The organism is Halomonas sp. N3-2A, assembly GCF_002216165.1.
Lineage (GTDB): Bacteria > Pseudomonadota > Gammaproteobacteria > Pseudomonadales > Halomonadaceae > Vreelandella.
Map to the genome: position 1 here is coordinate 2,543,405 of NZ_CP022286.1, position 12,078 is coordinate 2,555,482.

At 53.8% G+C, this 12,078-nt stretch carries 9 protein-coding genes; 1 reads left to right on the forward strand and 8 read right to left on the reverse strand.

The window, feature by feature from the left end:
- The first annotated feature begins 359 nt into the window (after positions 1-359).
- A complete protein-coding gene (gene ppx / locus CEK60_RS11910; RefSeq protein WP_089039216.1) occupies positions 360-1,895 on the forward strand; it encodes an exopolyphosphatase in 1,536 nt (511 codons plus the stop codon).
- Here ppx and tilS read toward each other — a convergent pair.
- From tilS to lpxD, 8 genes are all read right to left on the reverse strand, one after another.
- Positions 1,876-3,168, reverse strand: a complete 1,293-nt coding sequence (gene tilS / locus CEK60_RS11915) for a tRNA lysidine(34) synthetase TilS (protein ID WP_089039217.1) — start codon at positions 3,166-3,168, stop codon at positions 1,876-1,878. The two genes, ppx and tilS, sit on opposite strands and share 20 nt — an antisense overlap.
- Positions 3,149-4,105, reverse strand: coding sequence for an acetyl-CoA carboxylase carboxyltransferase subunit alpha (locus tag CEK60_RS11920; protein ID WP_038486504.1), 957 nt, complete (start codon positions 4,103-4,105; stop codon positions 3,149-3,151). The genes tilS and CEK60_RS11920 overlap by 20 nt, the downstream gene beginning before the upstream one ends.
- A gap of 172 nt (positions 4,106-4,277) precedes the next feature.
- Complete coding sequence (gene dnaE / locus CEK60_RS11925) at positions 4,278-7,781, reverse strand: DNA polymerase III subunit alpha (protein ID WP_089039218.1); 3,504 nt, start codon at positions 7,779-7,781, stop codon at positions 4,278-4,280.
- A 38-nt stretch (positions 7,782-7,819) separates the two neighbouring features.
- Complete coding sequence (gene rnhB, locus CEK60_RS11930) at positions 7,820-8,437, reverse strand: ribonuclease HII (protein ID WP_089039219.1); 618 nt, start codon at positions 8,435-8,437, stop codon at positions 7,820-7,822.
- Positions 8,427-9,626: a lipid-A-disaccharide synthase gene (gene lpxB, locus CEK60_RS11935; protein WP_089039220.1), complete on the reverse strand. Its 1,200-nt coding sequence runs from the start codon at positions 9,624-9,626 to the stop codon at positions 8,427-8,429. Before lpxB ends, rnhB begins: the two co-directional genes overlap by 11 nt.
- A 61-nt stretch (positions 9,627-9,687) precedes the next feature.
- Positions 9,688-10,455, reverse strand: a complete 768-nt coding sequence (gene lpxA / locus CEK60_RS11940) for an acyl-ACP--UDP-N-acetylglucosamine O-acyltransferase (protein ID WP_089039221.1) — start codon at positions 10,453-10,455, stop codon at positions 9,688-9,690.
- On the reverse strand, positions 10,452-10,895 hold the full coding sequence (fabZ, locus tag CEK60_RS11945; RefSeq protein WP_089039222.1) for a 3-hydroxyacyl-ACP dehydratase FabZ: 444 nt from the start codon (positions 10,893-10,895) through the stop codon (positions 10,452-10,454). Before fabZ ends, lpxA begins: the two co-directional genes overlap by 4 nt.
- Positions 10,896-11,032: 137 nt before the next feature.
- Positions 11,033-12,070 carry a UDP-3-O-(3-hydroxymyristoyl)glucosamine N-acyltransferase gene (gene lpxD, locus CEK60_RS11950; RefSeq protein WP_089040909.1) on the reverse strand — a complete coding sequence of 346 codons (1,038 nt, stop codon included), beginning with the start codon at positions 12,068-12,070 and terminating at the stop codon, positions 11,033-11,035.
- Positions 12,071-12,078: the final 8 nt, after the last annotated feature.

The following is a 12,078-nucleotide window of genomic DNA, read 5'->3' on the forward strand; positions in this document are numbered from 1 at the left end:
CCCATCTAGGCACACGCTCAGATACTGAAAGCTAGGCAGTCTTGAAGTAAATGCCAATAAAGGAGTAACGGCATCAACGACTGCTTAACGTGAGGGTGCTAATAAACTAGTTAATCTGATCGGCACAGAAAATGCTGTTTCAGCGGGTTATCTGACGACTTGGACATCTGGCTGATGCCATTGGATACGTACTGCTCGGAATACCCGAGTAATACGCCTGTTTAATAGGCAAACAAGTTAACTCGGATCAAGCCAGTAGTTCGATGGTAGTCAAGGCCCGCGATAAACGCAAGTCTTTGACAATTGACAATACTAATAAGGCACCGCAACCTTGGCATAGCCACTAGGAAGGAACGCCCATGCCCAAGGAAATTTCACTCCCTCTCACCGCGCCGTCGGCTGAACTGGATAACACTGAACCGCAGCGCTTAGCCGCCATCGACCTGGGTTCTAACAGCTTCCACCTGCTGGTCGCTAACTATCAAAACGAGCGCCTTCAAGTCGTTGCCAGGATGGGTGAAAAGGTTCAGTTAGCCGCTGGGCTAGACGAGAACGGCTATTTAAACGAGGCAGCCATGCAGCGCGCGTTGGACTGTCTGGGCCGTTTTGCACCCTTTCTCAACGACATTGAGGATGCCAATCTGCGCATTGTCGGTACGAATGCGTTGCGCGATGCCTATAACAGCCAAGCGTTTATCGAGCGTGCCGAAGCGCAGCTTGGCCACGCTATCGAAATTATTGCTGGCCGCGAAGAGGCCCGGCTTATTTATTTAGGCGCCGCCCACGCGCTAGCCGAAAATGGCCGCCGCTTAATTGTTGATATCGGCGGCGGGTCGACGGAATTTATCATTGGCGAAGCCTTCGAGCCCAAAGCACTTGAGAGCTTACGCATGGGCTGCGTCACCTTCAGCAGCCGCTTTTTTCCTGATGGCGAAATTAGTGAAAAGCGTATGCGTCGTGCTGAGCTGTCTGCCCTGTCAGAACTGGCCAACATTCAGCGTCCCTACCTACGCCTTGGCTGGGATGACCCCGTGGGCTCTAGCGGAACGATAAAGGCTGCCGCGAGCGTGTTATATGCTTACGGCGATTCGCCCCAAGAAGGTGTTATCACCCGTAGTGGATTGAAAAAGCTGCGTGAACGCCTACTAAAATGCAAACAGCTGGAGAAAGTTGAGCTAGATGGTCTAAAGCCTGACCGAGCAAAAGTCTTTCCGGCAGGTATCGCCATTTTAAACGCTATTTTTGAAGCCTTTAATCTTTCCCAAATGCGCTTTGCAGACGGCGCCCTGCGCGAAGGAGTGCTTTATGACATGGCGGGACGGAATAGTGCGGAAGATACCCGTTCTAAAAGCCTAGATGCATTGAAGCGGATTTATGATGTTGACTCTCGGCAGGCAGAAAATGTCGCCGACACGGCCCTTCGCTTATTCAATAAAGTAAAAAAAGCCTGGGGGCTAACCCAAGAGCAAGGCCATTATCTTGTCTGGGCAAGTCATGTACATGAAATTGGCTTGGCTATCTCTCATAGTCAATTCCATCGCCACGGCGCCTATTTGCTAGAGCATTCCGACCTGGCTGGCTTTTCACGCCCTGAGCAGCGTCTACTGGCGTTTTTAGTGCGCGCCCATCGACGCAAGTTTCCGACTAAAGAGTGGCAGGCGCTGCCCGCCTCTCACCAGGAAGGCTGTGCCAAACTTGCTCGCCTGCTGCGCCTTGCCGTGCTTATTAATCACTCCCGGTCTGAAAATCCCCCGCCGCTACCAGAGATTAACGCAGAGGGTGAAGCGCTGCTGATGACGCTACCAGCCAGCGACGAACCGACGCTGTTAAGTACCGATATGGAGCAGGAACAGGCCTATATGACAGCGGCTGGATTTACGTTTTCGGTTGCGTAGAGGTAGCGGCAAGAGCAACGCCTTCAGCCTGCCACAATACGTCGGCAGGCGGCTGGATAACGCCCAGGCATGACTCACCTTCCATTACTACAATCAAACGCTCACGTTCCCAGGGCGGCACTCCCCGCTCTTGGAGCAAGCGTTTAACGTCACGCCGTCCACGCTCTTTTAACGCCACCACTTCACCACCACGTCGCCAACGCAACGTTACGCGGCGCGGCGGCGCCAGCGATACTTCCAGTACGCCCAAAGGGGTTAGTTGCCCTGGCGCGCCTTCCCACTCGACTTCCCACTTAGGCAGCGGCTTAAGCGGTGCCATGAGATAGAGACGGCGTTGCCAAATCCGTGCGTCTACTCCTGGCCATTCAACCTTCACCTGCGCGTCGTTCACTGCGCCTAACTGCGCTAGCAGGCTTTCAAGGCGTTTTTGCGGAGGAGTTGGGAGCGCTAGCTGCTTACAAAGCGTACGCACCAGCAGCCGCTGGCGAGGTAAGGAGCGTTGACTAAGCAACGTAGCATCCATGCAGTGTTCTCCGCGCATCAGCGTTGCCAGCTCTTCCGCGGCATAGGCCGCCAATAGCTGGTCTGCCTCCCCGGCATGCTGGGCGCTGTTGGCAAGGGCTCGTGCAGCACCAGGCCAACGTAGCTGTAATGCTGGCATCACCTGATGGCGTAAGCGATTGCGATCAAACGCGATGTCTCGGTTTGTCGGGTCTTCGCACCAGCTGATTGATAACCCATGCGCGGCATCAGCCAACGTCTGTCTGCTGACACTCAACCAGGGCCGCAGCAGAGTGAGCCCCTGCCACTCGCGGCGAAAAGGCATACCCGCCAAGCCACGCACACCACTGCCACGCAACGCGGCCAGCAGTAGCGTCTCTGCTTGGTCATCTTGGTGCTGGGCTAGCCATAGCGTATCGCCAGTGGGAATATGCGCCATAAACGCTTGGTAGCGCGCTCGCCGCGCCGCCCCCTCGATGCCCTCGCCCTGAGCGTCCACAGCAACGTTGGCCGTCACTAGTGATACACCAAGCGTATCGCACAGCGTTTGACAATGCGCTTCAAAGGCGCTGGCTGCCGCCTGTAGGCCATGGTTAATATGCATCGCCCGCAGCGGACGACGTGCGTCCCGGCAAACCTGAGCGGCCAACGTCAGCAGCAGCGAAGAGTCTAGCCCACCGGAAAGCGCGACCCAAATAGTACGCCCCGGCGGGGTCTCCGCCAGGGCGTCATGCAGTAAACGTAACAGCGGCTTAGGCGGCTGGGGCGCCATAGCTCATTAACCGTTTATAGCGGCGCTCCAGTAACGCATCGCTATCAAAGCTTTGCAGACGCTCCAGACTATTAGCCAAAGCCTCTTTAACGCGTTCAGCCGTCGTCAGTGGATGGCGATGAGCACCACCCAGCGGCTCTTTAATTAGCTCATCAACAAAGCCAAGCTCTTTGAGGCGCTCAGCAGTGATCCCCATGGCTTGGGCGGCGTCAGATGCTTTTTCAGCGCTCTTCCAAAGAATAGACGCACAGCCTTCTGGAGAAATAACCGAATAGGTGGAGTACTGCAGCATATGCAGCTCGTCGCACACACCAATCGCCAGCGCGCCACCAGAACCACCCTCCCCCACTACGGTGGAGATAATCGGTGTTTTCAGGCGTGACATCACCGCCAAATTATACGCAATGGCTTCCGACTGACCGCGCTCTTCTGCATCGATCCCTGGGTAAGCCCCAGGCGTATCGATAAAGGTTAGGATGGGCATTTTAAAGCGTTCGGCCATTTCCATTAGGCGGCAGGCTTTACGGTAGCCTTCTGGGCGCGGCATGCCAAAGTTGCGACGTACTTTCTCTTTAACATCGCGCCCTTTTTGATGCCCAATGACCATCACCGGCTGGTCATTCAAACGAGCAACACCCCCTACAAGGGCTGCATCATCGGCAAAGTTGCGGTCGCCGTGAAGCTCATCAAAGTCAGTAAAAATATGCTCAAGATAATCCAGCGTATAAGGGCGCTGCGGATGGCGAGATATTTGGGAAACCTGCCAGGGGGTTAAATCCTTGAAGATCGATTCGGTTAACTTACGGCTTTTTTCTTCCAGCCGAGATATCTCATCGGAGAGATTAACCTGGCTATCGGAGCTGACCAAACGCAGCTCCTCAATTTTTGCCTGAAGCTCGGCAATGGGCTGTTCAAAATCGAGATAGTTAGGATTCATCGGCTCTGCCTGTAAGCTGCCTATAAAAAAAGAAGCCTTGTCGAAACGGGCATGTATGGGGGCATTATCGCACCCTGAACCTGCCACGCAAGGCAGTACCCTTTCAATTAGCGTGCTGCACCGCCATTTAGCACTCAATTTGACGGTGGCACGCGCATGTTTATAGCGTTTGTTAGCGGTAGCGTAGCTGAACGCCAACCTGCCCCTGCACATCACGAAGGGCCAACAGCAGGTCGTCGCTGGGAGCTACTTTCCATTCATCGGCCAGCGCCAGCCAGCCAACCGCTGCTGAGTGGCGATACTGCAGCCGCACCGGCAACCCGCCGGTATCGCGGTATGGCGTAAGACTCTCACGCAGGCTATCGACTAAACGCCCGTTGATCTGTTCAGCATCCAATGCAAGTTCTACCGCTTCGCCATAGCGAATCCGTGCGGTCACCATCGGCGTAACGTCTTTACCCCGCAAGCGCAAACCACCGGAGAAGTCATCGTTGGATACTTCGCCTTCAACGATAATCACTTGGTCAGATTCGATTTGGCCCCGCAGTTGCTCAAATAGTTCGCCAAACAGGGAAGCTTCGATACGCCCAGTGCGATCATCCAGCGTGATAAACGCCATGGTATCGCCACGTTTGGACTTCATAGTGCGCATGGCTACCACTAAGCCAGCCACCCGCTGCGGCTCACGAGAGGCCTTCAAATCACTAATGCGAGTAGAGACAAAGCGCTTTAGCTCACGCTCATATTCATCAATGGGATGGCCGGTCAGATAGAGACCCAGCGTATCTTTTTCACCAGAAAGGCGCTCACGATCTGTCCATTCACGGGCGCTCTGATACTCAGCGTAAGGGTCCGTTTCTTCCTCTTCCGCAGTAAACGCATCGCCAAACATATCCAGCATACCCAGATTTTGGTTGGCATGGTTTTGAGCAGCCGCTTTCAAGGCGTCTTCCATCGCGGCGGAAAGCACCGCCCGGTTAGGGCCAAGATTATCCAGTGCGCCAGAGCGAATCAGCGCTTCCAGCGTTCGCTTGTTCATCCGTTTTGGATCAAGGCGGCGACAAAAATCGAACAGATCTTTAAATGGACCATCGGTGCTACGGGCTTCAACAATCGCACCAATCGGGCCTTCACCGACACCGCGAATGGCACCCAGGCCGTAAACCACGCGCCCTTCCGTATCAACGGTGAACTTGTAGCCACCGACATTAACATCCGGCGGCGTGACGGTAAGTTTGAGGTGGCGGCACTCTTCAATTAGCGGCACTACCTTGTCCAGGTTATCCATTTCCGTTGACATAACGGCGGCCATAAACGGGCCAGGATAGTGCGCTTTCAACCAGGCGGTTTGATAAGACACCAAGGCGTAAGCGGCAGAGTGCGATTTGTTAAAACCATAACCGGCGAATTTCTCAACAAGATCGAAGATATTGCCAGCAAGGTCTTTATCGATACCGTTGGCGGCACAGCCTTCCATAAAGCCTGAACGCTGCTTGGCCATCTCTTCGGGCTTTTTCTTACCCATGGCGCGGCGCAGCATATCTGCCTGACCCAGTGAATAACCGGCCATTACCTGAGCAATCTGCATGACCTGCTCTTGGTACAAAATAATGCCGTACGTCGGGCTGAGTACCGGCTTCAGCAGGTCATGCTGATAATCTGGGTGGGGGTAAGAGACTTCGGCACGGCCGTGCTTACGATTGATAAAGTCATCAACCATGCCGGACTGCAGCGGGCCTGGGCGGAATAGCGCCACCAGAGCGATCATATCGTCGAGGGAGTCTGGCAGCAGGCGCTTAATCAGCTCCTTCATACCACGAGATTCCAACTGAAAAACGGCGGTGGTTTCCGCGCGTTTAAGCATCTCAAACGTTTTGCTGTCGTCCAGCGGAATAGCGTCGATGTTAAGTGGCGCTTGACCGTTTACCCCCCGCACTTTATCGACCATTTCCAGTGCCCAGTCGATAATCGTCAGCGTCCGCAAGCCCAAAAAGTCGAACTTTACTAGCCCAGCGTCTTCGATGTCGTTTTTATCGAACTGCACCACCAGGCCAGAGCCATCTTCATCGCACAGCAGCGGCGAGAAATCGGTCAGCTTGGTGGGCGCAATAACGACGCCCCCTGCGTGCTTGCCGGTACCCCGGGTGGTGCCCTCTAGCTTGAGGGCCATTTCCCAGATCTCTTCGGCTTCGTCGTCGTTGCCGATAAACTCTTTCAGTGCCGGTTCTTGCTCTATCGCTTTGGCAAGCGTCATACCCACTTCAAAGGGGATCAGCTTAGAAAGCTTATCACCCAAGGAGTAAGGCCGCCCCTGGGCGCGCGCCACATCGCGCACCACCGCTTTTGCAGCCATGGTGCCAAAGGTGACAATCTGAGATACCGCATTGCGGCCGTAACGATTAGCTACATATTCAATCACTTTGTCGCGCTTTTCCATGCAAAAGTCGACGTCAAAGTCGGGCATGGAGACACGCTCAGGATTAAGAAAGCGCTCGAACAGCAAGTCGTAGCCAATGGGGTCAAGATCGGTAATTTTTTGCGCGTAAGCCACTAATGAGCCCGCACCAGAACCACGCCCTGGGCCGACTGGCACATTGTTATCCTTGGCCCACTGGATAAAGTCCATCACGATCAGGAAGTAACCAGGAAAGCCCATCTGGATAATAACGTTGAGCTCAAATTCAAGCCTGTCACGGTAGCGTTGATCAATTTCGCGATAGGCATCGCTATCGCGGGGGTACTGTTCAACAGGGAACAGAAAATCTAACCGTTCAGTGAGGCCGTCATGGGAGACTTTGCGGAAAAACTCATCCTGCGTCATCCCTTCGGGAATTTCGAACTCAGGTAGGAAAATTTCGCCCAACCGTACATCAACGCTACACCGCTCGGCGATCATAACGCTGTTCTCAAGCGCCTCAGGGATATCAGCAAACAGTGCTGCCATCTCCTCAGGGCTTTTTAGGTACTGCTCTTCGGTGTAGCGCCGTTCACGGCGCGGATCATCCAAGGCCTTGCCTTCACCGATGGCAACGCGGGTTTCGTGCGCCCAAAAGTCCTCCCGCTCTAAAAAGCGCACGTCATTGGTCGCTACCACTGGGGTATTCGACTCAATCGCCAGCTTCACACTCGCGTGAACGCAGTCTTCTTCAAGTGGCCGCCCGGTACGGATTAACTCCAAATAAAAACGGTCTGGAAAGGCGCGCTGCCACTCTTCCAACAGCTCTCGGGCTTCGCGCTCATGATCAGACAGCAAGTGACGACCTATCTCGCCTTCACGCCCGCCTGATAGCGCAATCAGTCCTTCGCTTTGCGCTAGCACCCACTGTTTGTCCAGAATGGCTCGCCCTTGGCGCTGGCCATCGGTCCACCCTTGAGAAATCAATTCAGTGAGATTGCGGTAACCCACATCGTTCATCGCCAGCAGCGTAATGCGATACGGATGGGCCTCATCATGGGGGTTGTACAACCATAAGTCGCTACCGATGATGGGCTTCAGGCCAGCGCCCTGCGCCGCTTTGTAGAACTTAACCAAACCAAACAAGTTAGCTTCATCGGTTAAGGCCAGAGCCGGCATCCCGCGCTCAGCGGTGGTACTGACCAGTGACTTGAGTTTTACCAAGCCATCAACCAGGGAGTATTCACTGTGCAAACGTAGATGAACAAACGGAACCGTCATGGGACTCTCAGCAACAAAGCTAGATAAATAGAAAATGCTTACAGCAGCGCTAACTGACGCTGAACCGGCGCAAAGCTCCGGCGGTGTTCGGCAAGCGGCCCGTGGGCAGACAGTGCCGCTAAATGTTCTTTCGTTGGATAACCTTTATGGCGGGCAAAGCCATAATCAGGATAGCGCAGATCAAGCTCAGCCATCTGAGCATCTCTGGCCACCTTGGCTAAAATTGACGCAGCGGCGATCGCAGGATGACGGGCATCGCCTTTTACCACCGCTTGCCCAGGAAGCTCGTGCCCAGGCAACCGATTACCATCGACCAATAAATATTCAGCCGCGGGTGTTAAAGCATCAATGGCACGCCGCATAGCAAGATGAGTGGCATGGTAGATATTTAGCTGATCAACCTCAGCAGCACTGGCCTCAGCCACAGCAAACGCTAACGCACGTTCGCGAATCAGCACATCCAGCGCTTCGCGTTTTTTAGCAGTGAGCTTTTTTGAATCCGTCAGCCCCTCAATAGGGCGACTAGGATCAAGAATCACCGCCGATGCCACTACACTACCAATCAGAGGCCCACGCCCAACTTCGTCAACGCCCGCTAAGAAGTCACCGCGATAGTCGATCACTAAGGGGGGATAATCAGTTGGCTTAACGGCCATGATGACTCCCTTCGTAGGAAACTATTTCGTCGCTAGCCAATGGCTGGCCCGCCGCCAGAGAGGTAATTGCTTGTGCCGCTCGTTGGCTGGCATTGCGCTGTAACGCACGATGCATATCGGCAAAGCGTGCCTCCAGGGCGTTACGTTCCTGGGCATTATTAAGCATTTCGTCGAGCCGATCAGCGATCGTTTCTGGTGAGGCGGCGTCCTGGATCAGCTCGGGCACAACGCCCTCTTGAGCAATCAAATTGGGTAGTGAAATCCATGCTGTTTTCACCAAGCGCTTTGCCAGCCAATGAGTTATCGGCGCCATTTTATAAGCCACCAGCATTGACCGATGACATAGCATGGCTTCTAGCGCGGCGGTGCCCGAGGCCAGCAACACAGCATCGCTGGCTACCATCGCCTCGCGAGCCTGCCCTTCCAAGAGCATGACACGCTCGCTTAACGTGGGGTAGCTTGCCAGAAGCTGGGTAATTTCTTGATAACGCTGGTGGGTCGCTGCGGGAATGACCACATGCAGCGATTCATTACGCTGACAGAGCAGTTCAGCAGCGCGTAAAAACGTATCACCAAGAAAGCGTATTTCATTACCCCGCGAACCAGGCAGTATTGCCAGAACAGGGGCTTGAGCAGGCAATGCGAGTATCTGGCGAGCTGCTTGGCGATCATTCTCAAGCGGTAATTCATCCGCTAATGGATGACCAACAAAAGCGACCGGCACCTGGTACTGATGGTAAAAGTCAGCCTCAAACGGCAGTAGCGTCAACATGCCATCAACCGCCTTGGCGATCTTTTTCACCCGCCCTTGCCGCCATGCCCATACCGAAGGGCTGACATAGTGAGCTGTCTTTAATCCGGCGGCACGCAGCTGTTTTTCAAGACCAATATTGAAGTCAGGCGCGTCAATGCCAATCATAATATCCGGCTGCCAGGCGAGCGCTTCTTCGCGCAGAGTGCGGCGCACGCGAATGAGCTCTGGCAAGTGCTTGATGACTTCAACAAGCCCCATCACCGATAATGTTTCAAGGGGAAAGCGGCTCGTCAGACCCTGCGCTTCCATGCGAGGCCCGCCCAGCCCACGAAACTCAATGTTGGGGTGGCGCAGCTTCAGCTCGTGCATCAACCCTGCCCCAAGGATATCCCCGGAGAGTTCGCCTGCAACAATGTAGACGCGCTGAAGTGTCATGATGACGGGAGAAGTAGTGGCATTTGAATCCATCGTTGATGTCGGCTAGACATCAATGTCATTAGCGGACGATACCGCGCGTTGACCGCTCAATAGAGTCGGCAAACGTGGTGACTTCGGGCAGGTCGAATCGGCTGCGCATTTCGCTAACCGCCTGCTCGACAGTTAAGCCCTGGCGGTATACCAGTTTGTAGGCACTGCTTAATGCATTGATCGCGTCTCGACTAAAGCCACGGCGCTTCAAGCCAACAAGATTAAGGCCTCGCGCTTCAGCAGGGTTGCCATTGATCATCACATAGGCGGGCGTGTCTTTGGTAATAATCGACCCGCCTCCGGCCATCGCATGTTCACCAAAGTGACAAAACTGGTGAACAGCCGCAAGGCCACCCAAAATAGCGTGATCACCGAGAACAACATGACCTGCCAACGTGACTTGGTTAGCTAGGATACAGTCGTTGCCAATCACACAGTCATGACCGACATGAACATACGCCATGAATAGGTTACGCGAGCCAATAGTGGTTTCGCCGCGATCCTGCACGGTACCACGGTGGAGAGTAACGCCTTCACGAACAACGTTATCATCCCCCATTACCAAGCGCGTTGGCTCGCCGGCATATTTTTTGTCTTGGCAGTCTTCTCCTACCGAAGCAAACTGAAAAATTCGCGTACGTTCACCGAGAACGGTAGGCCCTTTAATCACCACATGGGGGCCTATCACAGAGCCAGCGCCAATCGTGACGTCTGGCCCAATAACACTAAACGGGCCAACCTCAACGTCGTCAGCAAGCTGCGCTTTGGGATCAACCAGTGCAGTAGGATGTATCAAGCGACCTTCCTCTCAGCACAAATAATTTCCGCCTCGCAGGCTAATTCACCATCAACCGTGGCACGGCAGGCGAACTTCCAAATACCACGTTTCCCACGGATGACATTGGCTTCCAGGACTAACTGGTCCCCCGGCATAACAGGGCGCTTGAAGCGCACATTATCGCTTCCTACTAGATAGTACACATAGCCGTCAGCGGGCAGCTTATTGACCGTTTTAAAGCCTAAAATACCGCACACCTGAGCCAGCGCCTCTAAGACTAAAACACCTGGCATAATGGGATGGTGCGGGAAATGGCCATTAAAAAACGGTTCATTAATACTGACATTTTTGTACGCAACGATGGATTCACCCACGGTTAATTGCGTTACTCGGTCCACCAGCAAAAACGGGTAGCGATGAGGCAAGTATTCGCGAATTTCGTTAATATCCATAACCATCGTAACGACCTCTAAAATGACAAAAGGCCCGAATCATATCAGGCACGCACCAGCAAAGTTGCTGGTTAAAAAGCAGTGAATTATAACCTGCTGCTATGCAGCCTCAAGCTAGCTGTAGCTATATTGCTGCCAAAACTCTACTTGCTGCGATGGCTTTTCTCTAAACGAGATAAACGCTTGGCTATTTCATCTAGCTGTTTAAATCGCACCGCATTCTTGCGCCATTGGGTATTATTCATGGCACCAGTACCCGATGAATAGACACCTGGTTCATGAATCGAATTGGTCACTAGACTCATCCCCGTTACCTGCACACCGTCACAAATAGAAAGGTGTCCGGACAGTCCAACGCCCCCTCCGAGCATACAGTGCTTACCCACTGTCGTGGAGCCAGCAATGCCAACACATCCCGCTAATGCGCTGTGATCACCAATGATCACGTTATGCGCAATCTGTACCTGGCTATCGATTTTTACATCGTTGCCAATGACAGTGTCTCCCAACGCGCCACGGTCAATGCTTGAGCAGCTACCGACTTCAACATCATCGCCTAGCACAACCCCGCCTAATTGAGCGATTTTGTGCCATCCGGCCCCGTCATGGGCAAAGCCGAAACCATCACCACCGATCACACAGCCGCTTTGCAAAATCACTCGCTTGCCCACAACAACACCGTGGCAAACAGTCACATTGGCGTGTAGCCGCGTATCGTCGCCAATCACGCTATCGGCACCAATCACACTGCCAGCACCAACAACCACACGCTCACCTAACACGACGCCGGCTTCAATCACCGCATGCGCTTGAACAGACACACCGTTGCCCAACATAGCGTCATCCGCTACAACCGCTGTGGGGTGAATACCAGTCACATCCCGAGCAGGTAACGGATCGAATAGCTGGGAAAGCTTTGCGTAACCTAAATAAGGATTCGCCATCTCTAAACGCGGAACAGGGCAATTCTTGCCATGCTCAGGATGAAGCAACACTGCCGCTGCTTTTGTGGTTGCTAGATCTTTTAAATACGCACGATTAGCGAGAAATGCGACTTGATCAGGCGCTGCCTCTTTAAGCGTTGCGAGACCCCGAATCGGCTGTTCGGCGTCGCCTTCAAAATCGACGTCCAAGTGACGTGCAATCTGCGCAAGGGTAAGGTGATGAGGAGCGTGCGTCATGGGAGCCC

Coding starts and splice junctions, on each gene's coding strand:
- fabZ (WP_089039222.1), bottom strand. CDS start 10,895: ATGGTTATGGATATTAACGAAATTCGCGAATACTTGCCTCATCGCTAC.
- ppx (WP_089039216.1), top strand. CDS start 360: ATGCCCAAGGAAATTTCACTCCCTCTCACCGCGCCGTCGGCTGAACTG.
- rnhB (WP_089039219.1), bottom strand. CDS start 8,437: ATGGCCGTTAAGCCAACTGATTATCCCCCCTTAGTGATCGACTATCGC.
- lpxD (WP_089040909.1), bottom strand. CDS start 12,070: ATGACGCACGCTCCTCATCACCTTACCCTTGCGCAGATTGCACGTCAC.
- CEK60_RS11920 (WP_038486504.1), bottom strand. CDS start 4,105: ATGAATCCTAACTATCTCGATTTTGAACAGCCCATTGCCGAGCTTCAG.
- dnaE (WP_089039218.1), bottom strand. CDS start 7,781: ATGACGGTTCCGTTTGTTCATCTACGTTTGCACAGTGAATACTCCCTG.
- lpxB (WP_089039220.1), bottom strand. CDS start 9,626: ATGACACTTCAGCGCGTCTACATTGTTGCAGGCGAACTCTCCGGGGAT.
- tilS (WP_089039217.1), bottom strand. CDS start 3,168: ATGGCGCCCCAGCCGCCTAAGCCGCTGTTACGTTTACTGCATGACGCC.